Below are 24,028 nucleotides of genomic sequence, written 5' to 3'. Positions count from 1 at the left end.
CCGGGCGTCGGTTACGGCATGATGGCTGTCATGGACGCCAGCGATGTCGTAACCACCCCATCCCCCCTGTACGCCAGGCACGCCAAGACCCTTGAGCGGGCGCTGTCCGCGATCGCCGACCGCGGCTACTGGTCGGCCTACCCGGAGTCGCCGAGCCCTCGCGTCTACGGCGAGACCGCCGCCGCCGAGGGCGAGGCGGCCTTCCGTGGCTACCTCGGCGCGGACTTCCCGCTCGACCAGCCCGGCGCCGGGGACCGGGTGGCCACCGAGGCCAGCCCGTTCGGGATCGACCTCGGGGTGCGCTACCCGCACGCCGACGCCGACACCCTGCTGGCCGCCGCCCGCGCCGCCCTGCCCGGCTGGCGCGCCGCCGGCCCGCCGGCCCGCGTCGGCGTCTGCCTGGAGATCCTGGCCCGCCTGCACGCCCACATCTTCGAACTGGCCAACGCCGTGCACGCCACCAGCGGCCAGGCGTTCGTGATGGCGTTCCAGGCCGGCGGAGCACACGCCCTGGACCGGGCACTGGAGGCGCTGGCCTACTCGTACGCCGAGATGACCCGGCACCCCGGCAGCGCCCGGTGGGAGAAGCCGGCCGGCCGGGGCGAGCCGTTGACGATGACCAAGACGTTCCACGTGGTGCCCCGCGGGGTGGCCCTGGTGGTCGGCTGCAACACCTTCCCGACCTGGAACTCGTACCCGGGGATCTTCGCCTCGCTGGCCACCGGCAACCCGGTGGTGATCAAGCCGCACCCCGGCGCGGTGCTGCCGCTCGCGATCACCGTCCGGTACGCCCGCGAGGTGCTTGCCGAGGCCGGCTTCGACCCCAACCTGGTGCAGCTCGCCGCCGAGGCGCCGGGCGAAGGGCTGGCCTCCACGCTGGCCCTGCGGCCGGAGGTCCGGATCATCGACTTCACCGGCTCCACCGAATACGGCGACTGGCTGGAGGCGAACGCCCGGCAGGCCACCGTCTACACCGAGAAGGCCGGCGTCAACACGATCGTGGTCGACTCGACCGACGACTTCGCCGGTATGTGCCGCAACATCGGCTTCTCGCTGACCCTCTACAGCGGCCAGATGTGCACCACGCCGCAGAACATCCTCATCCCGTCCGGCGGCATCGCCACCGACCAGGGCTGGCGCAGCTTCGACGAGGTGGCCGCCGGGATCGCCGGCGCGGTCGGCAAACTCACCGCCGACCCGGCCCGGGCGGTCGAGTTGACCGGCGCCATCGTCAACGACGGGGTGTCGGCCCGGCTCGACGAGGTGGCCGGGCTGGGCACGGTGCTGCTGGCCTCCCGCGAGCTGGCCCACCCGGCGTACCCGGACGCGGTGGTCCGGACCCCGGCGCTGGTCCGGCTCGGCGCCGCCGACGTCGCCATCTACGGGCGGGAGTGGTTCGGGCCGATCTCGTTCCTGGTCGAAACCGACTCCACGGCGCACAGCCTGGAGATCTTCCGGGAGACGGTGACCGAGCGCGGGGCGCTGACCGCCGCGGTCTACGCCACCGACTCCACGGTGCTCGACGCGGCCGAGGCGGCGGCGGTCGACGCCGGGGTGCACCTGTCCTGCAACCTCACCGGCGGGGTCTTCGTCAACCAGTCGGCGGCGTTCTCCGACTTCCACGCCAGCGGGGCGAACCCGGCGGCGAACGCGGCGCTCACCGACGGGGCGTACGTGGCCGGCCGGTTCCGGATCGTGCAGTCCCGCCGGCCCGGCTGACCGGTCAGGCGTCGGCGGCGCGGCGCATCTGCAGCTCGGTGAGCGCCGGAATCGTCGGATGGGCCACCCGTACGCCGGTGTCGGTGAAGCCGAGCCGGCGGTAGGCGCGCAGCGCCCGGTCGTTGCCGACCAGTACCTCCAGCATCAGCTCCGGGCGCCCGGCCGCGACCGACCACGCCGCCACCGCGTCCACCAGGCCGGCCAGCAGGCCGGTGCCCCGCCAGGCCGGGGTGAGGTAGACGGAGAAGACGACCGTGACGGCGGGCTGGTGGGCCACGGCGTGCCCGCCCGCGTGCCCGATGAACCGGCCGGCCCGGTCGGCGACGAACTGGGCGGCGCGGTCACCGTGGGCGTGGCCGGCGACCCGGGCGGCGTACTCGCGGTGCGGTTGGGCGGCGGCGTCGGCGAGCGTCTCCAGGAAGGCCAGCGGGGAGTCGGCGAGCATCTCCAGCCGCAGCGCCCGCATCCGGGCGGCGTCCGCGGGACGGACCCGCCGGATCGTCGCCCCTGTGGGGGCGTGCCGGGCTGGGGCCTGGTGCGGCGTCGGCGCCGGATCGCTCATCACGGCTACCTGCCTACCCGCAGCATCGGCATCAGGCAACGGTATTCACACTCGACTAATCCGTGGTAAGGGGCTATCTCCGCCTCTTGCGGACGATCTAGATAGCGCCGGGGAGCGACGCTAACCGATGGATTGCTGGACGCCCGGTAAGTCGTCTGCTCTCCGTCAGGTGTCCGTTTACGGGTAGTGCGCGCGTGGCAGACCTCGTGTAGCGTGCGGATTCGGTCGCTCGATTCAACGGCCCCGCTAAGGGTCGTGACTCGACCGACCCCGGCAGGCGTGAGCCGGTGTGGGGTGTCGTGGACCCAGCAGGACAGAAGTGAGGGAAGTGCACCGTGGCACAGGGCACAGTCAAGTGGTTCAACAGCGAAAAGGGCTACGGCTTTATCGCGGTCGACGGCGGGCAGGACGTCTTCGTCCACTTCTCGGCTATCGAGATGGACGGCTACAAGGCGCTCGATGACGGGCAGCGCGTCGAATTCGAGATCGCACAGGGCCAGAAGGGTCCGCAGGCAGAGAAGGTCCGTGTGATCGCCTGATCGCGGTTGATCCGTCCTTGATGCCATCCCATCAGGGAGAATCAACCGGCAGTCGAATAAGATCACAAATGCGGGCGCCGACCGTCTACCTTTCCGGGTAGGGGTCGGCGCCCGACCCCTACCCGCCGCCGGTCCTGGAGCCTCGATGTCGCAGCCGCCCCCGCCCGAACCGCCGTACCCGGGCTGGGACCCGGCGCAGCCGCCTCCTGGCACCGGCCAGTGGGGGCCGCCGGGCTATCCACCGAGCTGGGGCGCGGGACAGCCGCCGGGTTGGGGCGCGGCCCACCCGCCGGGCTGGGGTGGCTGGGTGGATCCGCACGACCCGCTGGTCCCGCCGCCCCATGCCGGCCTCAACGGCTGGTCCGAGCGGTTGATCGGCGTGATCCGCCGTAGCTGGCGCACCCTGCTGCCGATCGTGCTCCTCACCCAGTTCCTGCCGGCCCTGGTGATCGGCGTCGCCAGCCTCGCCGCGCCGACCGTTCCCACCGACCCCGCGGCCGGTCAGGGACTGCCGGACCTCGGCGACCTGTTCGCCTTCGTCGCCGGGCTGATCGTGCTCTCCCTGGCGATCGGTGTGGTGAGCAGCGTCGGTTGGGCGGCCGGCACGTGGGCACTGGCGCGGCAGGCGGCCGGGGAACCGGTCGGTGTGCCGGCGGCCCTGCGCTACGGCCTTTCCCGCGGGGTCGGCCTCTGGGCCTGGACCCTGCTGGTCAGCCTGCTGGTGGTGGCCGGACTCTGCGCCTGCCTGCTGCCCGGGATCTACCTGGCGTTCGCGCTGAGCCTGGTCGGTCCGGTGTACCTCTTCGAGCGGGGCAACCCGATCGGCCGCGCGTTCCAGATCTTCCACGGATCGTTGGGCCTGGTGCTCGGCCGGGTCGCGCTGCTGGCGCTGATCGTGGTCGGCGGCGCGGTCCTGATCGAGCTGGTCACCAGCGGCCTGGGGCTGGCCCTCGGCGTCGGGCAGGGGCTCACCGTCGGGGCGGTTCTGGTCACCATCGTCAGCACGCTCGTCGCGTCGCCGCTCTACCTGGTGCAGCTCGTTGGACTGGTCACCACCTACGCCGAGTGGCGTGGCCGACAGGGGCCGGTCGGTACCGGCCAACTCGTCGCCGAGCTGGGCTGATGCCCGTTGGGCGACCGCCGTTGCCGCCCCGGCGGTGACCCGCCGGACGGCCCGGCTCGCTTGCACTCGACAGGCGAGAGTGCTAAACAAGTGATTGGCACTCGCACAGCGTGAGTGCCAAAGGTCGGGACGGTTAGGGTCCCGGTCGCGCTCCTCCGGAAGCGGTGGTGGGTGGCCGGACCGGTCGTCGCGGGCTGTCCGGCCCGGCCGACGGACGTCACTGCCGCCTGGCATGTGGGTGTCCCGGCGTCTTCCGACGCCGACGACTTCCGCGAGCCAGCGCAGTAGTGCCGTCCGAAGGTGCGTAATCAGGCGGCAGAGCCGGGGCCGACAGGTTCCCGGGGGCCGTGAGTGTCCAGGAGGACAACGCCGTATGGCCAAGATGATCGCGTTCGACGAAGAGGCGCGCCGCGGCCTCGAGCGGGGCATGAACACCCTCGCCGACGCCGTGAAGGTGACGCTGGGCCCCAAGGGCCGCAACGTCGTGCTCGAGAAGAAGTGGGGAGCTCCCACCATCACCAACGATGGTGTGAGCATCGCCAAGGAGATCGAGCTCGAGGACCCCTACGAGAAGATCGGCGCCGAGCTGGTCAAGGAGGTCGCCAAGAAGACCGACGACGTGGCCGGTGACGGCACGACGACGGCGACCGTCCTGGCCCAGGCGCTGGTCCGCGAGGGCCTGCGCAACGTCGCGGCCGGCGCGAACCCGATCGCCCTGAAGCGGGGCATCGAGACCGCCGTCGGTGCCGTGGTCGAGGAGCTGGCCAAGCTCGCGAAGGACGTCGAGACCAAGGAGCAGATCGCCTCCACCGCGTCGATCTCCGCCGGTGACAACACCGTCGGTGAGATCATCGCCGAGGCGATGGACAAGGTCGGCAAGGAAGGCGTCATCACCGTCGAGGAGAGCAACACCTTCGGCCTGGAGCTTGAGCTCACCGAGGGCATGCGCTTCGACAAGGGCTACATCTCGCCCTACTTCTGGACCGACCCGGAGCGGATGGAGGCGGTCCTCGACGACCCCTACATCCTGATCGTCAACAGCAAGATCTCGTCGGTGAAGGACCTGCTGCCGATCCTCGAGAAGATCATGCAGTCGGGCAAGGCGCTGCTGATCATCGCCGAGGACGTCGAGGGCGAGGCCCTGGCCACCCTGATCGTCAACAAGGTGCGCGGCACCTTCAAGTCCGTCGCCGTCAAGGCACCGGGCTTCGGTGACCGCCGCAAGGCCATGCTCACCGACATCGCGATCCTCACCGGCGGCCAGGCCGTCAGCGAGGAGCTCGGCCTCAAGCTGGACGCGGTCACCGTGGACATGCTGGGCCGCGCCCGCAAGGTCGTGGTGACCAAGGACGAGACCACCATCGTCGACGGCTCTGGCGACGCCGACCAGATCCAGGGTCGGGTCAACCAGATCCGCGCCGAGATCGACAAGAGCGACTCCGACTACGACCGCGAGAAGCTGCAGGAGCGGCTGGCCAAGCTGGCCGGCGGCGTTGCGGTGATCAAGGTCGGCGCGGCCACCGAGGTCGAGCTGAAGGAGCGCAAGCACCGCATCGAGGACGCCGTACGCAACGCGAAGGCGGCCGTCGAGGAGGGCATCGTCCCGGGTGGTGGCGTCGCGCTGGTGCAGTCCGGCAAGACCGCCTTCGACAAGCTGGACCTCGTCGGCGACGAGGCGACCGGCGCCCAGATCGTCAAGATCGCGCTGGACGCCCCGCTGCGGCAGATCGCCGTCAACGCCGGCCTCGAGGGTGGCGTCGTGGTCGACCGGGTCCGCAACCTGGACACCGGGCACGGCCTCAACGCGGCCAACGGTGAGTACGTCGACCTGCTCAAGGCCGGCATCATCGACCCGGCCAAGGTGACCCGGTCGGCGCTGCAGAACGCGGCCTCGATCGCGGCCCTGTTCCTCACCACCGAGGCTGTGGTGGCGGACAAGCCGGAGAAGACCCCGGCCGCCCCGGCGGCGCCGGGTGGCGGAGACATGGACTTCTGAGTCCACAGCTCCCCGAGCACGAACGAAGGGCGGACCGCGCGAGCGGTCCGCCCTTCGCCATCAGGTGGATGCTCCTACCCGATCTCAAGCCGAAGGCTCCCCGGTCAGCCGGCGGCCATCGCGGCCCGCGTCGCGGCGTAGCCGTTCACCAGGCCGGCGCCCTCGACGTTTGTCGCCGGCCCGCAGCCGTCGTCGCCGGACGACTCGACGCCCGCGACCGGCGTGGCGGTCTCCCGCAGCAGCGCGCGGGTCCGGTCCAGGTCGCCGACCAGGGCCGGGTTGGCCGACCACATCAGGGCGACCACCCCGGCCACGTGCGGCGCCGCCATGGAGGTGCCGTCCAGGGCGGCGTACCCGCCGCCAGGCATCGCGGAGAGCACTTCCGCGCCGGGCGCCACCACGTCGGGCTTGGCCACGCCGCCGGCCGCCGGTCCGCGGCTGGAGAAGAGGGTCACCCGTCGCTCGCGGTCCACCGCCCCGACGCTGAGCACGTCCGGGTACGGCGCCGGTGGGTCGTCGATCGAGCCGCAGAACGGTCCCGTGTTCCCGGCCGCCGCCACGAAGAAGACCCCGGCGGCGGCGAACGCCCGGGTCGCCGGCTGCAGCGCGGACGCGTCACAGCCCTCGAGCGGCGGGCAGCCCCACGAGTTGGTCAACACGTCCGGCGCCCGTTCCGGACGGCCGTCGGTGAACGGATCACCGCCGGTCGGAAACGGCGCGAACATGAACTGGAGGCAGTCCAGGTAGCGTGCCGGATTGCCGAGATTGCGGTCCAGGTTGACGCAGCCGATCCAGCGGGCGCCCGGCGCCACCCCGACGCCCTCACCCACCGCGCTGCCCAGCGTGTGCGTACCGTGTCCGCCCCGGTCGGTCGGGGTCCGGGTGTCGTTCCACGGGTCGTACCAGGAGTCGTCGCCGCCCCGGAATCCGGCGGCCAGCGCCGGGTGGTCGCCGTCCACGCCGGAGTCGGAGGTGCCGACCACGACGCCGGCGCCGTCGACACCGAGTTCCGACCGGACCCGGTCCGCGCCGATCATCGTGATGTTCCACGGCGGCCCCACCGGCGCGGGATCGTTCCCGCTGCCGGTTGCCGCCTCCGCCGGCAGCGGGCGTACCCGCTGGCTGAGCAGCACCCGGTCGACGTCGGCCCGCCGGCTCAACCAGGCCCGCAGCACCGGACCACCGGCCACCTCGATCCCGTTGACCAGGTAGTACGGGGTGTAGTCGAGGCCGAACCGGTCCAGCTCCCGGCGCAGATCCGCCTGCGAGCGCTCCGCGGTCTCCAACAACCGCCGGTGCACCTCCCGGATCCGGGCGTCCCGGCCGGCCCGACCCGGCTCGCCGACCGCGATCGCGGTCAGGTCGGCCTGCTCCCGCAGCACGACGAAGAGCCGCTCGCCGTACCAGCCGGGCTGGCCCAGCCCGAGGTACACCCCGCCGGTAGCGACCAGCAGAACCGCGACGCAGCCGACCGCCACCGCGCGGCGGGGGACGGCGGCCCGGGGCCGGGCGAACCCGAAGCCGAAACCGAGGGCGAGCAGCAGCGCGCCGGCCAGCCCGACCAGGGCGGCGACGGCGGCCCAGAACGGCAGATCCCGGCCGGTGGCCAGGAGCAGGGTCAGCTCCTCCGGGTCGACGAAGGCCAGCGGACCGAGCACGGTCAGCCCGACCAGCCAACCCACCGACGCGGTCCCGGTGGTCGCGGTGGCGCGGAGCGCGGCCAGGGCGAAACCAAGCCCCGGGAGTACGAGCACGGCGGCCAGTTGTGCGCCGGCCTGTCCCACCCCGGCGGCGACCAGGGCCAGCGCCACCCCGGCCACCAGGCCGCCGACGAGCACCGATGCCGCACCCCGCCCGTGCAGACCTGGGCCGTGCCGGCGGACGGCGAGCTGCTCGTACGGCCGCCAGTGGGCCGCGTCGAGCAGGGCGGCGGCGAACCAGCCGACGGCCGCGGCGGCGGCGCCGGCGAGAACGGTCTCCAACACCCCGCCGAGTGCGCCCAGCCAGACCCACGGGAGCAGCATCACCAGACCGGCCGCGACGGCGAACCAGGTGGCGGCGTCTGCCGCGCCCCACCGGGACCGGCGGGGCGGTGCCGGAACATCGGCTCGATCCGCCGCCGGATCACCTGTTCCCGCCGTCGCCGCATCGATCCCGGCCGCCGGAATGGCAGGGCCCACCGGGCGGGCTCGGCGGGCCAGCCGGCAGAGCAGGGCACCCACCGTGGCAAGGGCCGCCAGCGTGGCCAGGTACAGCTCGTGGTGTGGCAGCGCGATGGCCCGCAGCACCCCGAACCCGGCTAGCACGGCGGCCGCCAGCAGCCAGGCCCGGCCGGCGGTCCGGACGGCCGGCGAGCGGGGCACGGTGGCCAGCAGCGCCGCCGGCAATCCCACCAGCAGCGCGTTACCGAGTGCGGTGGCCGGCCAGAGCCAGCCGGGCAGGTCGAGCCCGGCGACGAGCAGCAACTGCGCGACCGCCCAGCCGACGGTCTGGGTGCCGACGGTCAGCACCACCGCCCAGACGCCCACCAGCGCGGCGGCCACCACCGCTCCGGGCCCGCCCCCCGCCGCCGGTCCGGCCGCCCACGGGGTGCCGGGCGGCGGCGGCCAGCCACCCCCCGGCGCCGGCCATGCCCCGGGCGGCGGCCATGCCCCGGGCGGCGGCCATGCCCCGGGCGGCGGCCCGGGCACGTGGTGGGATGGCGGCGCGGCCGCCGCGCCGGGTGGCGGTGTCGGCGGGGTGCCGGGTGGCGGTGGAAGCGGCGCTCCGGGTGGCGGTGCCGGTGGTGGGCCGGGTGGCGGTGCGGAGGTTCCTGATGGGTCGGGGAGCGGTCCGGGGTCGGCCTGCATGTCCGAAACCCTACGACGCGGCGCGCTGCCCGCACCGTGACCACGCGCCAGCGCCGTGACCAGGCGACGCGGCCGAGGCAGGACGGTGGCCGGCGGTTAACGTGGACGGGTGCGCGATCCAAGGGTCTCCCGCTACACGGCCGGTCAACTGTCACCGGCTCGCCGCGCCGCCGATCTTCGCCGGCTGCGCGGTGAGCGGTTCGACGTGCTCGTGATCGGAGGTGGGGTGACCGGTGCCGGCGCCGCGTTGGATGCCGCCTCCCGGGGCCTCAAGGTGGCCCTGGTCGAGGCCCGCGACTACGCGGCCGGCACCTCCAGCCGGTCCAGCAAGCTGATCCACGGTGGGCTGCGCTACCTGGAGCAGTTGGAGTTCGGGCTGGTGCACGAGGCGCTCACCGAGCGCGGCCTGCTCGCCACCCGGCTCGCCCCGCACCTGGTGCGTCCGGTGCCGATCCTGGTCCCGCTGCCGGCCGGCTCGGGTCCGGCGGGTCTGTTCGCCCGCGCCTGGCGCCGCGGCTACTACGGCGCCGGGGTGGCCGCGTACGACGTCTTCGCGGGGGTGTTCGGGAATGGCCGGGGGATGCCGCTGCACCGGCACCTGTCCCGGGAGAGCGCCCGGCACACCTTCCCCAGCCTGCGGGCCGACGCCATCTCCGGGGCGATCCGCTACCACGACGGGCAGGTCGATGACGCCCGGCTGGTGGTGAACCTGGCCCGGACGGCGGCCAGCCTCGGCGCCGTGGTGGTGACGAGCGCCCGAGCGGTCGGCCTGCTCCGCCAGGCCCGCGAGGTGACCGGGGTGCGGGTGCGCGACATGGAGGCGCGGGCCGGTTCGTCGACCGCCGAGTTCGACGTCAACGCCCGTACCGTGATCGCCGCCACCGGCGTCTGGACCGACGACGTGTCCCGGATGCTCGACCAGGTCGGCGCCCGCCCGGCCGGTATCCCGCCGCGCCCGAACTCGATCGTCGGGCTGCGCCCGGGGCTGCGGGTCCGGGCCTCCAAGGGGGTGCACCTGGTGGTGCCCCGCTCGGCGATCACCGGTGACGCGGGGCTGATCCTGCGGACCGCCACCTCGGTGCTCTTCGTCATCCCCTGGGGCGGGCACTGGATCATCGGCACCACGGACACCGAGTGGCGGCTGGACCGGTCCCATCCGGCGGCCTCCGCGCGGGACATCGAGTACCTGCTGGAACAGGTGAACACCGTGCTCGACCGGCCGCTCACCGGGGCGGACATCGAGGGGGTCTACGCCGGTCTGCGTCCGCTGCTCTCCGGGGAGGCCGATTCGACCTCGAAGCTCTCCCGCGAGCACGCGGTCTTCGAGCCGATGCTGGGGCTGCTGCTGGTGGCGGGGGGCAAGTACACCACCTACCGGGTGATGGCCGCCGACGTGGTGGACCAGGCGGTCCGTCGGCTCGGCGGCGGGCGGCTGCCGTCGCGGACCGCCGACCTGCCGCTGCTCGGCGCGGACGGCTTCGCCGCCATGTGGCGGGACCGGGCCGACCTGGCCCGCCGGCACGCGGTGCCAGCCGGCGTGGTCGAGCACCTGCTGGAGCGGTACGGCACCCTCAGCACCGAACTGCTGGCGATGATCGACGCCGACCCGCTCCTCGGTGTGCCGCTGGCCGGCGCCCCGGAGTACCTGGCCGCCGAGGTGGCGTACGCGGTCCAGGCCGAGGGGGCGCTGCACCTCGACGACGTGCTGACCCGGCGTACCCGGATCTCCTTCGAGACCGCGCACCGGGGGGTCGAGTCCGCCGGCCACGCGGCCGAGGTGATGGGCCGGGTGCTCGGCTGGGACGTCACCGTCCGGGCCCGCGAGGTCGAGCACTACCTGGCCCGGGTGGCGGCGGAGCGGGAGTCGCAGCGGATGCCGGACGACGCCACCGCCGACGCCGCCCGGATGGGCGCCCCCGACGTCCGCGGCTTCGCCGCCGACCGGGGTGCAGAGGCGGAGCCGGGCACCCGGGTCAGCCGGTCCCGCTAGCCCGAGCCGGTCCCGCCGGATCAAGACCAGCCGGCCCGCCAGCCCGGTTCAGAGCACCTTGCCGGGGTTGAGCAGCCCGGCCGGGTCGAGGGCGGCCTTGATCGCCTGGTGGACGCGGACCCCGACCGGTCCGAGCTCCCGGGCCAGCCACTCCCGTTTGAGCAGCCCGACCCCGTGTTCGCCGGTGCAGGTGCCGCCGAGGTCCAGGCCGAGGCGCATGATCGCGTCGAAGGCCCGCCGGCCGCGCGCCAGGCTGGCCGGGTCGGCCCGGTCGACCACGATGTTCGGGTGCATGTTGCCGTCCCCGGCGTGCCCGACCACCCCGATCGCCACCTGGTACTCGGCGGCGATCTTCTCGACGCCGTCCAGCAGCGCCGCCAGCGAACCCCGGGGCACCGCCACGTCGTCGATCACCAGGCCGCCGTTGCCGCCGGGGAACGCCTCGGCCGCGTACCGCTCCATCGCCGGGTGGGCCAGCCGGCGGGCCTGCAGCAGGTCGGCGGCCTCGACCGCGTCGGTGGCCGCGAAGACCTCGTCGGCGCCGGCCGCGGTGCAGACCTCGGCCAGCCGGGCCAGGTCGTCGGCGGCGCGGGGGCCGGTGTCGGCCGCCGCCAACAGCAGCGCACCCGCGTCGGTGCGCAGACCCATCGGCCGGTACGCCTCGATCGCGCCGAGGTGGGTGCGGTCCAGCAGCTCCAGCAGGCTCGGGGTGAGCCCGGCCGCGGAGATGCCGGCCACCGCCGCGCCGGCCGTCGCCGTGTCCGGGAAGACCGCCACCATGGTCAGCGACTCCTCCGGCTGCGGCCGCAGCGCGAGGGTGATCTCGGTGATCACGCCGAGGGTGCCCTCGGAGCCGACGAAGAGCCGGGTCAGGTCGTAACCGGCCACCCCCTTGGCGGTCCGGCGGCCGGTGCGCAACACCTCCCCGGTCCCCAGCACCACCTCCATCCCGATCACATATTCGCTCGTCACGCCGTACTTGACGCAGCACATGCCGCCGGCGTTGGTGGCCACGTTCCCGCCGACGGTGGACGACTCCCACGAGCCCGGGTCCGGCGGGAAACGCAGCCCGTGTTCGGCGACGGCGGCGGCCAGCGCCGCGTTGACCACCCCGGGCTGGACCACCGCCATCCGGTTGACCGGGTCGATCTCCACGATCCGGTTCAGCGCGGCGGTGGAGAGGACCACCGCGCCTTCGACGGCGTTCGCGGCTCCGGCCAGGCCGGTCCTCGCCCCCTGCGGGATCACCGGTACGCCGTGCCGGGCGGCCACCTGCAGTACGGCGACCACCCCGGCGGTGTCCGCCGGCCGGGTCACCGCCACCGGCATCCCCGCCACACAGAGGTCGGCCTCGTCCCGCTGGTGGCCCCGGAGCAGGTCGGGATCGGTGAGCACCGCTGCCGCGCCGAGGGCGTCGCGCAGGTCGTCGAGGAGATCGGGCATGGCTCGGAGGCTATCCGGCGGTCCACCCCGACAGCCACGGTCGGTCGCCGCGGACCGCCGCAACCGGCCGCGGGGATTCGTCCCCGGCGGGAGGATTCGGGGAGTTGCTGGCGGGTAGTTCCCGACATGGCCACGACCAGGGACGCCGAGGACGACCGGCAACCCGTGGCCGACACCCTGGTCCGGCTGCGGCAGCGGTCCAAGGCGACCGTCCGGGAGCGGGTGCACCGGGTGCGGATCAGCCTCATCCTGGCCATGCAGGCGGCGATCGCCGCGGCGCTGGCCTGGGTCATCGCGCACGAGGTGCTCCACAATCCGGAGCCGGTCTTCGCCCCGATCGCCGCGGTGGGCACGCTCGCCTCCTCGGTCGGCCAGCGGCTACGTCGTACGGTGGAACTGGTTTTCGGGGTGGCCCTGGGGATCGCCGTGGGTGACCTGCTGATCCTCGCCCTCGGCACCGGGCCCTGGCAGCTCGGGCTGATCGTGCTGCTGGCGATCATCGTGGCGGTGTTCCTGGGGGCCGGCCCGGGTGGGGTGACGCAGGCCGCCGCGACCGCCGTCCTGATCACCTCGCTCAGCCCGAGCGTCGACGATCTGGAGTTCCCCCGGGTGGTCGACGCCCTGGTGGGCGGCATCGTCGGGTTGCTGGTGGTGGCGCTGCTGCTGCCACTGAACCCGCTGCGGGTCGTCGAACGGGCGGCCCGGCCCGCCCTGGACGCCCTCGCCGACGAGCTCACCGCAACCTCGGAGGCGCTCGCCAGCCGGGACGCCGGCCGGGCGCAGGCGGCGCTGGACCGGCTCCGCGGCATCGAGGAGCGGATGGACCAGCTGCAGGAGGCGCTGGAGGGCGGCCGGGAGACGGCGACCCTGGCCCCGGTCCGCTGGCACCGGCGCAGCGCGCTCACCCAGTACGTGGAGGGTGCCGAGTACATCAACCACGCGGTGCACAACAGCGGCGCCCTGGTCCGCCGGGCGGTCACCGCGCTGGAGGACGACGAACCGGTGCCGAAGCCGTTGCCGAGGGCGGTGGCGCTGCTCGGCGAGGCGGTCCGGCTGCTGCACAACGAGCTCTCCGCCGGCACCGAGGCGGAGGGCGCCCGGGAGCGGGCGCTGCGCGCGGTCAGCGAGGCCGGCCGGGCGTACGACGATGGGGTCGGTTTCTCCGGCAGCGTGGTCGTGGCCCAGGTGCGGACCACCGCCAGCGACCTGATCCGGGCCACCGGGATCGGCCGTACCGACGCGAACCGGATGGTCCGCCGGGCGGTCGGTAGCCATCGCGGTACCGAGACCAAGGCAACGGCCGACCAACCGGCCGACCGGGCCGGCGGATCGGAGAACGGCGGCCGGCCGGCTCGACCCGCTGCCGAGGCCCGTTGACGGGTGGTCGGTGGCTACGCTGACGGGATGGTCGAGAACCCGCCCGGCGAGCCGCGCGAGCCGGCGCCGCCGGTTCCGCCCACCCCGGAGCCGCCGCCGACACCGGACCAGCCCCGGGCAACCGACCAGCCCCGGGCGACCGACCAGCCCCGGGCAACCGACCAGCCGGCCGCCGGCCCGTCGGTGGTGCCGCCCGGCCGCGGCCTGAGCTGGCGGCGCGGCCTGTTGATGGCCGCGGTCATCGTCTTCATCGCCGCCTGCGCCATCTACATCGTCGTCTTCGAGCTGGGCCAGAGCCTGGGGATCGAGGCGCTGATCATCGGGTTGGTGGCGGCCATCCTGCCGGTTCCGGTGCTGGTCGCCTGCTTCCTCTGGCTGGACCGCTACGAGCCGGAGCCGATGAAGTATCTGATCTTCTGTTTCGCCTGGGGCGCGTTCGTCTCCACCTCGGCGTCGCTCAACGTCAACCAGCGGTCGGCCGAGCTGTTCGGGGACTGGGGACTGCCCGACTCGCTGGTGGCGGTGCTGGTCGCGCCCTTCATCGAGGAGCTGACCAAGGCGCTGGGGCCCATCCTGCTGCTGGCCTTCCGGCGTCGCGAGTGGTCGGGCATCACCGACGGAATCGTCTACTGTGGACTTTCTGCGGTCGGCTTCGCGATGGTGGAGAACATCCTCTATCTCGGCGGACACGGGTACGCCGCGGGCGTCGCCGAGTACGGGCCGGCCACCGGCGCGCAGAACGTCTTCGCGATCTTCATCCTGCGGATCCTGCTGACCGGCTTCGCCCACCCGCTCTTCACCTCGATGACCGGTGTCGGGCTCGGCATCGCCGCGCGCAGCGCGGACCGGCGGATCCGGGTCTTCGCCCCGCTGGCCGGGTTGCTGCTGTCGATGATGCTGCACGGCGCCTGGAACCTGATGCCGTCACTGGCGATCGCCACCGGACAGTCCCTGATCCTGCTCTACGGCTACATCAGCGTGATGGTCCCGATCTTCTTCGGCATGGTCGGGTTGGCGATCTGGCTCCGCAGCTGGGAGGGGCGGCTCACCGAACGGCGGCTGCCGGACTACGTGCGGGCCGGTTGGCTGACCCCGCCCGAGGTGGCCGCCCTCGGCAGCCTGGGCCGGCGGCACTCGGCGCGGCGCTGGGCCCGTCGGGTGGCCGGCGAGGACGGGCTCCGGGCGATGCGCGGGTACCAGTTCGCCGCGACCCGGCTCGCCCTGCTCCGGGATTCGATGGTGCGCGGTCTGGACAGCAAGCCGGCGGACCTGGCCCGGACGGCCGGCGAGGAGCGGCGGCTGCTCGACTCCATCGCCGGCTACCGGCGGGTCTTCAGCGGCCGGGATCCGCAGGCTCCGGACGCCGAGTGGGACGGCGAGCGCTACCAGGTCACCTTCCCGGACGGGGTACGCCGCACCATCCCGGCTCCGGACGACCCGGTGGTACCCATCCCGGTGGTCCTCACCGCCGCGCCGCCCCCGGCCTTCAGTCCGCCTCCCGGTTATGGCCCGCCTCCTGGCTATGGCCCGCCTCCTGGCTATGGCCCGCCGCCGGGCTACACCGGTGCGCCGCCCGGTTATGGCCAGCCTCCTGGGTATGGCCCGACTCCTGGCTACGGCCCGCCGCCCGGCTACGGCGGGTTCCCCGGCTCCGGTGGTCCGCCGCCCGGCTACGGTCCGCCGCCCGGCTACGGTCCGCCCCCCGGCTACGGTCGGCCGCCCGAGAGCTGACCGGTTGGCGGCCGGGCCGGAGCCGCCGTACCGGGTTGCCGGTCAGAGATACAGGCCGGTGGAGTCGGTCTCGACCCGTTGCGCCGCCACCGCGTGCACGTCCCGCTCCCGCAGCAGGACGTACTCCCGGCCGTGCAGCTCGACCTCGGAGCGGTCGTCGGGATCGAAGAGCACCCGGTCACCGGTGACGATCGACCGGACGTGCGGACCGACGCCGACCGCCGTGGCCCAGCTCAGCCGCCGTCCCATCGACGCGGTGGCCGGGATGACGATGCCGGCGCTCGATCGCCGTTCGCCCTCGCTGCCGTCCATCCGGACCAGGACGCGATCGTGCAGCAACTGGATGGGCAGTCCGTTGTCGGCCTTCGGGTCGGCGGTCACGTCCCGAAACGCTACCGTGTGGCGCACCGCCGGTCGGCAAAGGTCCGGGCGGCGGGATTATCCGCGACGGTGCCGGGGCAAACTGGGGGAGAATTCAGGGCTCAGCGACGATATTCGGCTTGTTTGGGCCGGTTACGGTACCTGAGAACGTCGGAAGTCCAGCCGGGAGGTGCGCTTGAGCCGCTTCGAGCAGGTGCGGTCCAGGGTCCGTCGGGCGTACGAGTCCGGTCGGGCCTCGGTGCGAGCGGCGCAGTCCGGCGCCGACCGGGACGACCCGCGGACCGACGAGCCCCCGGCGGCGGTCGGGCCCGGGCCCGGTGTGGCCGTGGCCGGCGGCGAACCGTCGGGCAACGGTACGCCGGCCGGGCCGCCGGTTCCGCCGTCCAGTGGCCACACCTCGACGGTGAGCCGCGACGACGCGGACGTGCCGCGCGGGCTGCGGATCGCCGCCGCCTGGTCGTGGCGGTTGTTGGTGATCGGGGCCATCTTCTGGGCGCTGCTGCGGATCATCGGCACCATCCGCATCGTGATCATTCCGCTGGCCATCGCGCTGCTGCTGGCCGCGCTGCTGGCGCCGGCGGTGGGCTGGCTGCTGCGGGCCCGGTTCCCGCGTACGCTGGCCACCGCGGTGGTGTTGGTCACCGGCCTCGCGGGGGTGATCGGCACGCTCACCCTGGTGGTGAACCAGTTCATCGAGGGCGTACCCGAGTTGAGCGCCAACGCCACCCAGGGCATCCGGCAGATCCAGCAGTGGCTGCGGGAAGGCCCGCTGCACATGTCGGACAACCAGCTCGACCAGTACATCGCCCAGGGCCAGCAGTGGGTGGACGAGAACACCCAGGCACTCACCAGCGGGGCGCTCTCCACCGCGTCGACCATCTTCGAGGTGCTCACCGGCGCGCTGCTGGTGATCTTCGCGGTCTTCTTCTTCCTGCGCGACGGCGGGACGATCTGGCGGTTCCTGGTCCGGCTGCTGCCGGTGGCCGCCCGCTGGCGGGTCGACGACGCCGGCAAGGCGTGCTGGGAGACGCTTGTCGCCTACGTCCGGGCGACCGTGCTGGTCGCCTTCATCGACGCCGTCGGCATCGGCATCTTTCTGGTGATCTTCGACATCCCGTTCGCCTTCCCGCTCACCGCGTTGATCTTCCTGGGCGCGTTCATCCCGATCGTCGGTGCCACCCTCTCCGGCGCGGTGGCCGTCCTGGTGGCGCTCGTCGACAGCGGCTGGGTGATCGCGCTTGTCATCCTCGGCGTGGTGGTCGGGGTGCAGCAGCTGGAGGGGAACGTCCTGCAGCCCCTGATCATGGGTCGGGCGGTCGCCCTGCATCCGCTCGCCGTGCTGCTCGCCATCACCGCCGGGGTGGTGCTCGCCGGAATCGTCGGCGCGCTGGTCGCCGTACCGCTGATCGCCGTGCTGAACACCGGCGTACGCCGGCTCTCCCGGCGGCGGTCGCCGGAGGTGCCCCCGGACGCCGTGGTGGTCACCTCGCGGAGCGTGGCCTGAGCTGACGGCCCGGACGGGCCGTCAGCTCAGGTTGAGCCGCTGCAGGGCGCCCCGGGCGACGTCCGGCCGGGTGGTGTACCAGAACGGCGGCAGCGACTGCCGCAGGAAGGCGCCGTAGCCGCGGGCCGTCTCCAGCCGGGAGTCGAGCACCGCCACCACGCCGCGGTCCCCGGTGGACCGGATCAGCCGGCCGACGCCCTGGGCCAGCCGGACCGCGGCGATCGGCACGCTCACCGAGGCGAACCCCGAGCCGCCGGCGGCGTCCACGGCGGCGGCCCGGGCAGCGGCGAGCGGCTCGTCGGGGCGCGGAAACGGCAGCCGGTCGATCACCACGAGCTGGCAGGCGTCGCCCGGCACGTCGACGCCCTGCCAGAGCGACATCACCCCGAACAGTGAGCTGGCCTTCTCCTCCCGGAACCGACGGACCAGCAGCGGCAGCGCCTCCTCGCCCTGCAGCAACACGGTCAGGTCGGTCCGGGCGCGGACCAGCTCGGCGGCCTGCAGCGCCGCCCGCCGGGAGGAGAAGAGCCCGAGGGTACGCCCACCGAGCGCGCCCATCAGGGCGAGCAGCTCCTCGCCGGCCGCGGCCGGCAGGCCGGAGGCGGCCGGTCGGGGCAGGTGTGCGGCCACGTACAGGATGCCCTGCTTGGGGTAGTCGAACGGCGAACCGACGTCCAGCGACCGCCAACCCGGCCCGCCGCTGGCCGGGGTGGCGGCGGCAGCGGCGCCGGCGGCGACAGGGTTGGCGGTGCCGGTCCTGGCGGTGCCGACCGGGGCGGGGCCGTTCCGGTCCGGCGGGGTCGGCAGGTCCAGGCCGAGGGCGCGGGCCACGGTGTCGAACCGGCCGCCGAGCGCGAGGGTGGCCGAGGTGGCGACGACGGTACGGTCGTCGTACAGGTGGGTGGCGAGGGTGCCGGCCACCGAGAGCGGGGCGACCACAAGCGCCCGCCGCTGCTGGCCCGGCCGGTCCTGGCCCGGCCGATCCGGCTTCTCCACCCAGGCCACGTCGTGGTCGGCCTCTTCCAACAGCCGCTGGGCGGTCTTGGAGATCTCGTCGAGCACGGCCTTGGCCTGCTGTTTGCGTACCGGGTCGGGGTCGTCGGCCTTGACGTCACCGATCTTCTCCAGGGCCGCCCGGGTCGCGCCGTCGAGCAGCGTGCACGCCTGCTGGAGCGGGTCGGGCAGCCCGGTGGTGAGCCGGCCGGCCGGCGCCTCGGCCAGCCCGACGGCGAGCAGGTCGCCCGCCTCGATCAGCCGCTCGGCCAGCTCGGGCGGGAGCAGCGGCCGGGCCCGGCGGGCGGCCCGGTCGATCGACTCCGGGGTCAACTCGGCCTGGGCGGCCGAGGAGACCCGGTCGGCCAGCTCGTGCGCCTCGTCCACCACCAGCAGCTTGTGCGGCGGCACGATGTGCCGGCCGGCGAGCATGTCGACGGCGAGCAGGCTGTGGTTGGTCACCACGATGTCCGCCTCCCGGGCCCGGGCCCGGGACGCCTCGGCGAAACACTCCCCGCCGTACGGGCAGCGGTTGGCCCCGACGCACTCGCGGGCCGGCATCGACACCAGCCGCCACGCCTGGTCGTCGACGCCCGGGTCGAGTTCGTCGCGGTCCCCGGTCTCGGTCTCCATCGCCCAGTCGCGCAGCCGCTCGACCTGCTTGCCGAGCCGGCCCGCCTCGCCGAGCCACTTCACCGGCGCGCCGCGCGCCGGTTGGTCGCCGACGTCGAAGAGCGCGTCCTCCGGTTCGTCCTCAGTGGAGTTCTCCAGCCGGGCCAGGCAGAGGTAGTGGTGCCGACCCTTGAGGACAGCGAAGGTCGGTCGGCGGCCGAGCACCGGCTCGACGGCGGTGGCGAGCCGGGGCAGATCGTGCTCGACGAGTTGGGACTGCAGCGCCAGGGTGGCGGTCGAGATCACCACCGGCCCGTCGACCGTCAGCGCCGGGGCCAGGTACGCCAGCGACTTGCCGGTGCCGGTGCCGGCCTGGACGAGCAGGTGGTCGCCGGAGGCGATGCTCGCCGTGATGGCCGACGCCATCGCCTCCTGGCCGGGTCGGGTCGAGCCACCGGGCACCGCGCCGACCGCGGCGGCGAGCAGCCGCTCGGTGCTGACCGCGTCGTCCCGGCCCCGGCCGCCGGCCGCCCGGTCGCCCCGGTCGGGTCCGGCGGTCGGGTCCGGTCCGCTGGTCCGGTGGGGATCGCTGATCGGGGCGGTCTCGGTCGGCGCGGTCACCGTGCGACCGTACCGGGCGGCACCGACCGGGTCGGCCGCGACGCGTCCACGGCGCCGTTTCGTTGGCTGCTGGTAACCGGCGCGAGCCGGTGCGTACCGACGAGTGCCGGGTCGAATCGGTTAGGGTGCGGGCATGCCGAGTGACGTGGTTCGGGTGGTCTACCGCAAGTACGACGGGACCGCACACCGCGACTATCCGGCCCGCCGGCTGACCGAGGACGACCTGGGCATCTGGCTGGGGGTCAGCACCGGCACGGCGTCGGTCTACCACGGTCGGCCGTCGGTCGAGCAGATTCCGTTCGTCCTGCTGGTACCGCACCAGGCATGGTGGACCTGCATGTTCAACCCGCCGCCGCGGACCAGTGAGGTCTACTGCGACATCGCCAGTCCGGCCCGCTGGGACGGCGACACCGTCAACCTGATCGACCTGGACCTGGACGTGGTCCGTCGCCGGGCCACCGGCGCCGTCGAGCTGCGCGACGAGGACGAGTTCGCCGAGCACCGGGTCCGGTTCGGCTACCCGGACGACCTGGTCTCCGCGGCGGAGGCGGCCGCCGGCTGGCTGTTCGGGGCGCTGGGCGACGGCACCGAACCGTTCGCCACCGCGTACCGGAAGTGGTTGGCCCTGGTGGTGTGAGCCGGCGGCTGCCGGCCCCCGGGCCTCGGCTGGCGCGGCGGTCGGTCACCAGGTGGGCGGCCAACCGGAGGCGCCCGGTTCCAGGGCCGGCAGGTGGGCCAGCTTCTCGGGGTTGAGCAGGTTGTAGACGCCGGTGATCCGGCCCTGCGCGGCCGTGATCCACAGGACGGAGCGCAGCCGGCCGGTGGCCCAGCCGCCCTCGGTGCGCAGCCCCGGTTCGCCGTTCACCAGCACCGGCTCGGCACGCCGGTCGGTCAGTTCCCGGGCGAGGCGGCGCACCAGGCCGGCTGTGAACCGCGCCACCTGGACGGCGCCCCGGATCGGTTCCCGGGCCACGGGGAAGTGGCCGCCGCCGTCGCTGACGAAGACCGCGTCCGGGGCGAGTACGCCGACCAGCCGGTCCAGGTCCCCGGATTCGGCGGCGGCCAGAAAGGCGGCCAGCAGGCGGCGCTGCTCGGCCGGGTCGGCGCTGTGCCGGGGCCGCTGTTCGGCGATCGCGCGCCGGCCGCGCGAGGCGAGCTGGCGGGCGGCGGCGACGCTGGTGCCGAGCACCGCCGCGATCTCGGTGAACGGGACGGCGAAGACGTCGTGCAGCACGAAGGCGACGCGCTGTTCCGGGCCGAGCCGCTCCAGGACGACAAGCAGGGCCATGGCCACCTGGTCCGTGCGGGCCGCCCGTTCGGCCGGGTCCGGACCGAACCCCTCGGGGCCGCCCGGGCCGGCCGCGCCGGGCAGCCGGTCGATCACCGGCTCGGGCAGCCACTGTCCCGGGTACGCGGCCCGGCGGACCCGGGCGGAGCGGAGCACGTCGAGGCAGATCCGGGCGACGGCGGTGGTCAACCAGGCCCGCAGGTCGCGGATCTCGGCCCGGTCGGTCGGTTCGGCCAGGGCGGCGGCGTACCGCAGCCAGGTCTCCTGGACGGCGTCCTCGGCCTCGGCGCGGCTGCCGAGCATCCGGTAGGCGACCGCCGTCAGGTGCTTCCGTTCGGCCTCGAACTCGCGGGCCTGATCACTCACCGCTTCCCCTTCCGCCACCCACCGGCCGGCTCGGTTCGATCGAAGTGCTCCGATCCGCGACGTCCCGGCGCGGGCCGGCGGGCGGATCTCACCTTTCCGCCGGACGGGCCCCGGGCCGGGCGAGGGAGCAGAATTCTCCGTGACGGCAGGACGAGACAGGTCGGCCCAGTGTGACGCGGTGCTGCCGCCGGTCACCAGGCGGGCCGGCGACGGGACGGAGTGTGGTGGCGTGATGAGTGGCTCGGTACCAGCGATGCGGGACCTGCTGCGGGTCCACACCGACGGGGTGACCCCGGTGGACCTCGCGGCGGTCGATCCGCGGTCCACCCCCGGCCTGCCGGACCGGCGGGTCACCGGGGACGACCAGAAGGGCTGGGCCCGGGCGCAGGTGGCGGCGATCGGTGCCGAGTTGGGGCGCCAGCAGGAGATGCTGTTCGCCTCGGCCAAGGTCGACCCGGCGCAGGGGCGGCGGTTGCTGCTGGTGCTGCAGGCGATGGACTGCGGTGGCAAGGACGGCACGATCCGGCGGGTGGCCGGCGCGATGGATCCGCTCGGTCTGCACATCAGGTCGTTCGGCACGCCGACCTTCGAGGAGCGCAACCACCACTTCCTGTGGCGGATCCGCAAGGCGCTGCCGGCGCCCGGCTACGTCGGGGTGTTCAACCGTTCGCACTACGAGGACGTGTTGATCGCCCGGGTGGAGTCGCTGGTGTCCGAGCAAATCTGGCGGGGCCGGTACGACGAGATCAACGAGTTCGAACAGGAGTTGGCCGAGGCCGGCGTCACCATGGTCAAGGTGATGCTGCACATCTCCGCCGAGGAGCAGTTGGAGCGGCTGCGCAAGCGGCTCGACGACCCGCGCAAGCACTGGAAGTACCACCCGTCGGATGTCGATTCCCGGGCCCGCTGGGACGACTACCAGGCCGCGTACGCGGACGCGCTGGCCCGGTGCGCCACCCCGGAGCCGTGGTACCTGGTGCCGGCCGACCGGAAGTGGTACCGGGACTGGGCGGTGGCCCGGCTGCTCGCGGAGACGTTCGCCGATCTGCGGCTTTCGTATCCGCCGGCCGATTTCGACATCGAACGGGAACGGCGTCGACTCGACGCCGGCTCGGCGACACCCGCCGGCGTCAGGTGAACGCTAGGTTAACGACGAATGAATGCCAGCTGGCCAGGGGTGGGCCGGCGGGCGAGCCGATTTCGGGTTCCCTAGCATCTTGCAGGGCAGGCGCGTCCCGGCCCGCCGCAGCTTCCGTGCCGCACCGTTCCACCCCGCCGAACGACGAGGTCCTTTGCCGTGAAGTTTTCCTTCCGCCCGACCGAGGGCGCCTTCTACGAGCTCTTCACCAGGGCCGCGCAGAACCTGGTCCGAGGCACCGAGTTGCTCAACGAGCTGGCCCTGCCCGGGGTCGACGTGCAGTCGGTGAGCGAGCGGCTCACCGAGGTCGAGCACGACAGCGACCAGATCACGCACGACCTCTACAAGAAGATCAACTCGACCTTCGTGACGCCGTTCGACCGGGAGGACATCTACCGGCTCGGCTCGCAGCTCGACGACGTGATGGACCACCTGGAGGCGGTCGGCAACCTGCTCTACCTCTACGGGCTGACCAAGCTGCCGTCGCTGCCCCGGGAGATGCACGAACTGGTGAACGTCCTCGACCAGCAGGCGAAGCTGACCGCCGAGGCGATGCCCCGGCTGCGGGCGCTGAAGAACCTCGAGGACTACTGGATCGAGTGCAACCGGCTGGAGAACGACGGTGACCAGGCGTACCGGATGTTGCTGGTGCGGCTCTTCTCCGGCGAGTACGACGCGCTCACGGTGCTGAAGATGAAGGAGGTCGCCGACGAGCTGGAGGCGGCCTGCGACGCGTTCGAGCACGTGGCGAACACCGTCGAGACCATCGCGGTCAAGGAGTCCTGACCGACGTGAGTCCCGAACTCGTCGCCGTCCTCGCGGTGATCGCCGTCGCGATGGTCTTCGACTACACGAACGGCTTCCACGACGCCGCCAACGCGATCGCGACAAGCATCTCCACCCGGGCACTCACGCCGCGGGTGGCGCTGGCCATGGCCGCGGTCGGCAACTTCATCGGCGCGCACTTCGGCGCCGAGGTGGCCAAGACCGTCGGCAGCGGCCTGGTCGACCTGCCGTCCGGGGTGTCCAGCCTCGGCATCGTCTTCGCGGGCGTGATCGGGGCGATCACCTGGAACCTGATCACCTGGTACTTCGGGTTGCCCTCCTCGTCGTCGCACGCCCTGATCGGTGGCCTGGTCGGCTCGACGCTGGCCGCCGCCGGCACGGTGCTGTGGGGCGGCATCGCCTCGGACGTCGTACTGCCGATGATCCTTTCGCCGCTGGTCGGCTTCGGCCTGGGCTTCCTGGTCATGGTGGGCGTCCAGTGGATCTTCCGGCACGGACAGCCGGCGAAGCTCAACCGCGGGTTCCGGTATGCGCAGACCGTATCGGCCGCCGCGATGTCGGTCGGGCACGGCATGCAGGACGCCGCCAAGACCATCGGCATCGTGGTGCTCGCCCTCTACGTCGGCGGTTTCCAGGACAGCGCCGAGACCATCCCGGAGTGGGTCTTCTGGACCTCGGCGACGGTGCTCGCGCTGGGCACCTACGCCGGCGGCTGGCGGATCATCCGCACCCTTGGCCGGAAGATCATCGACCTCGGTCCGCCGGAGGGCTTCGCCGCCGAGACCGTCGCCAGCTCGGTGCTCTACTTCAACGCGCTGGTGCTGGGCGCGCCGATCTCCACCACCCACACCATCACCTCGGCGATCATGGGGGTGGGCGCGACCAAGCGGCTGTCGGCGGTGCGGTGGGGGGTGGCCGGCAACATCGTCGGCGCCTGGATCCTCACCTTCCCGGCGGCCGGCTCGATCGGCGCGGTGATGTACTTCGTCGCCCGACCGTTCTTCTGAGCC

General features: G+C 73.3%; 18 protein-coding genes. 12 read left to right on the top strand and 6 right to left on the bottom strand.

All coding sequences use genetic code 11. The features are described 5' to 3' along the window. The first annotated feature begins 18 nt into the window (after positions 1-18). A complete protein-coding gene (gene paaN / locus O7627_RS30965; RefSeq protein ID WP_278096987.1) occupies positions 19-1,719 on the top strand; it encodes a phenylacetic acid degradation protein PaaN in 1,701 nt (566 codons plus the stop codon). Positions 1,720-1,723: 4 nt separating this feature from the next. Here paaN and O7627_RS30960 read toward each other — a convergent pair whose 3' ends face one another. Next, positions 1,724-2,281, bottom strand: coding sequence for a GNAT family N-acetyltransferase (locus tag O7627_RS30960; RefSeq protein ID WP_278096986.1), 558 nt, complete (start codon positions 2,279-2,281; stop codon positions 1,724-1,726). A gap of 335 nt (positions 2,282-2,616) precedes the next feature. Between O7627_RS30960 and O7627_RS30955 the strand changes: the two genes are divergently transcribed. From O7627_RS30955 to groL, 3 genes are all read left to right on the top strand, one after another. Continuing rightward, entirely contained in the window at positions 2,617-2,820 is a 204-nt protein-coding gene (locus O7627_RS30955; RefSeq protein WP_033342363.1) for a cold-shock protein, read from the top strand. A gap of 145 nt (positions 2,821-2,965) precedes the next feature. Further along, entirely contained in the window at positions 2,966-3,943 is a 978-nt protein-coding gene (locus O7627_RS30950; protein ID WP_278096985.1) for a hypothetical protein, read from the top strand. 373 nt (positions 3,944-4,316) lie between these two features. Continuing rightward, the gene (groL, locus tag O7627_RS30945; RefSeq protein ID WP_278096984.1) at positions 4,317-5,939 is read left to right on the top strand and encodes a chaperonin GroEL; all 1,623 of its coding nucleotides are present in this window, start codon (positions 4,317-4,319) and stop codon (positions 5,937-5,939) included. 104 nt (positions 5,940-6,043) lie between these two features. On the opposite strand, the gene O7627_RS30940 is transcribed toward groL, so the two are convergent. Next, positions 6,044-8,485: a S8 family serine peptidase gene (locus O7627_RS30940; protein ID WP_278096983.1), complete on the bottom strand. Its 2,442-nt coding sequence runs from the start codon at positions 8,483-8,485 to the stop codon at positions 6,044-6,046. A gap of 412 nt (positions 8,486-8,897) precedes the next feature. Here O7627_RS30940 and O7627_RS30935 point away from each other — a divergent pair, with 412 nt between their 5' ends. Next, a complete protein-coding gene (locus O7627_RS30935; protein ID WP_278096982.1) occupies positions 8,898-10,778 on the top strand; it encodes a glycerol-3-phosphate dehydrogenase/oxidase in 1,881 nt (626 codons plus the stop codon). 48 nt (positions 10,779-10,826) lie between these two features. Here O7627_RS30935 and O7627_RS30930 read toward each other — a convergent pair whose 3' ends face one another. Then, positions 10,827-12,221, bottom strand: a complete 1,395-nt coding sequence (locus tag O7627_RS30930; protein ID WP_278096981.1) for an FAD-linked oxidase C-terminal domain-containing protein — start codon at positions 12,219-12,221, stop codon at positions 10,827-10,829. 126 nt (positions 12,222-12,347) lie between these two features. On the opposite strand from O7627_RS30930, the gene O7627_RS30925 reads away from it, so the two are divergent. After that, the gene (locus O7627_RS30925; RefSeq protein WP_278096980.1) at positions 12,348-13,598 is read left to right on the top strand and encodes an FUSC family protein; all 1,251 of its coding nucleotides are present in this window, start codon (positions 12,348-12,350) and stop codon (positions 13,596-13,598) included. Positions 13,599-13,625: 27 nt separating this feature from the next. Further along, positions 13,626-15,329: a PrsW family intramembrane metalloprotease gene (locus O7627_RS30920; protein ID WP_278096979.1), complete on the top strand. Its 1,704-nt coding sequence runs from the start codon at positions 13,626-13,628 to the stop codon at positions 15,327-15,329. A 42-nt stretch (positions 15,330-15,371) separates the two neighbouring features. On the opposite strand, the gene O7627_RS30915 is transcribed toward O7627_RS30920, so the two are convergent. Further along, entirely contained in the window at positions 15,372-15,710 is a 339-nt protein-coding gene (locus tag O7627_RS30915; RefSeq protein ID WP_278096978.1) for a co-chaperone GroES, read from the bottom strand. 169 nt (positions 15,711-15,879) lie between these two features. On the opposite strand from O7627_RS30915, the gene O7627_RS30910 reads away from it, so the two are divergent. After that, positions 15,880-17,214: an AI-2E family transporter gene (locus O7627_RS30910; RefSeq protein ID WP_347404691.1), complete on the top strand. Its 1,335-nt coding sequence runs from the start codon at positions 15,880-15,882 to the stop codon at positions 17,212-17,214. Positions 17,215-17,235: 21 nt separating this feature from the next. Here O7627_RS30910 and O7627_RS30905 read toward each other — a convergent pair whose 3' ends face one another. Continuing rightward, a complete protein-coding gene (locus O7627_RS30905) occupies positions 17,236-19,245 on the bottom strand; it encodes an ATP-dependent DNA helicase (protein ID WP_278098496.1) in 2,010 nt (669 codons plus the stop codon). A gap of 328 nt (positions 19,246-19,573) precedes the next feature. Here O7627_RS30905 and O7627_RS30900 point away from each other — a divergent pair, with 328 nt between their 5' ends. Then, positions 19,574-20,077 carry a DUF402 domain-containing protein gene (locus O7627_RS30900; RefSeq protein WP_278096976.1) on the top strand — a complete coding sequence of 168 codons (504 nt, stop codon included), beginning with the start codon at positions 19,574-19,576 and terminating at the stop codon, positions 20,075-20,077. Between the two features lie 45 nt (positions 20,078-20,122). On the opposite strand, the gene sigJ is transcribed toward O7627_RS30900, so the two are convergent. After that, positions 20,123-21,094, bottom strand: coding sequence for an RNA polymerase sigma factor SigJ (sigJ, locus tag O7627_RS30895; RefSeq protein WP_278096975.1), 972 nt, complete (start codon positions 21,092-21,094; stop codon positions 20,123-20,125). A 232-nt stretch (positions 21,095-21,326) separates the two neighbouring features. Here sigJ and O7627_RS30890 point away from each other — a divergent pair, with 232 nt between their 5' ends. The 3 genes from O7627_RS30890 to O7627_RS30880 all read left to right on the top strand — a co-directional run bounded on the left by O7627_RS30890 (position 21,327) and on the right by O7627_RS30880 (position 24,025). Then, complete coding sequence (locus O7627_RS30890; protein WP_278096974.1) at positions 21,327-22,232, top strand: PPK2 family polyphosphate kinase; 906 nt, start codon at positions 21,327-21,329, stop codon at positions 22,230-22,232. A gap of 159 nt (positions 22,233-22,391) precedes the next feature. Continuing rightward, positions 22,392-23,018 (top strand): DUF47 family protein, encoded by a 627-nt coding sequence (locus O7627_RS30885; protein WP_278096973.1) that lies wholly within the window; start codon positions 22,392-22,394, stop codon positions 23,016-23,018. 5 nt (positions 23,019-23,023) lie between these two features. After that, positions 23,024-24,025, top strand: coding sequence for an inorganic phosphate transporter (locus O7627_RS30880; protein ID WP_278096972.1), 1,002 nt, complete (start codon positions 23,024-23,026; stop codon positions 24,023-24,025). Positions 24,026-24,028 lie beyond the last annotated feature (3 nt).

Source organism: Solwaraspora sp. WMMD1047 (assembly GCF_029626155.1).
Lineage (GTDB): Bacteria > Actinomycetota > Actinomycetes > Mycobacteriales > Micromonosporaceae > WMMD1047.
The sequence above is the reverse complement of the archived record's forward strand: the minus strand, read 5'-3'. Positions and strand labels throughout refer to the sequence as shown.

Excerpts from the sequence above, each read along its gene's own strand:
- O7627_RS30925 (WP_278096980.1), top strand. The coding sequence starts at position 12,348 with ATGGCCACGACCAGGGACGCCGAGGACGACCGGCAACCCGTGGCCGAC.
- O7627_RS30905 (WP_278098496.1), bottom strand. The coding sequence starts at position 19,245 with ATGGCGTCGGCCATCACGGCGAGCATCGCCTCCGGCGACCACCTGCTC.
- O7627_RS30930 (WP_278096981.1), bottom strand. The coding sequence starts at position 12,221 with ATGCCCGATCTCCTCGACGACCTGCGCGACGCCCTCGGCGCGGCAGCG.
- O7627_RS30920 (WP_278096979.1), top strand. The coding sequence starts at position 13,626 with ATGGTCGAGAACCCGCCCGGCGAGCCGCGCGAGCCGGCGCCGCCGGTT.
- paaN (WP_278096987.1), top strand. The coding sequence starts at position 19 with ATGATGGCTGTCATGGACGCCAGCGATGTCGTAACCACCCCATCCCCC.
- O7627_RS30960 (WP_278096986.1), bottom strand. The coding sequence starts at position 2,281 with ATGAGCGATCCGGCGCCGACGCCGCACCAGGCCCCAGCCCGGCACGCC.
- groL (WP_278096984.1), top strand. The coding sequence starts at position 4,317 with ATGGCCAAGATGATCGCGTTCGACGAAGAGGCGCGCCGCGGCCTCGAG.
- O7627_RS30890 (WP_278096974.1), top strand. The coding sequence starts at position 21,327 with ATGAGTGGCTCGGTACCAGCGATGCGGGACCTGCTGCGGGTCCACACC.
- O7627_RS30950 (WP_278096985.1), top strand. The coding sequence starts at position 2,966 with ATGTCGCAGCCGCCCCCGCCCGAACCGCCGTACCCGGGCTGGGACCCG.
- O7627_RS30900 (WP_278096976.1), top strand. The coding sequence starts at position 19,574 with ATGCCGAGTGACGTGGTTCGGGTGGTCTACCGCAAGTACGACGGGACC.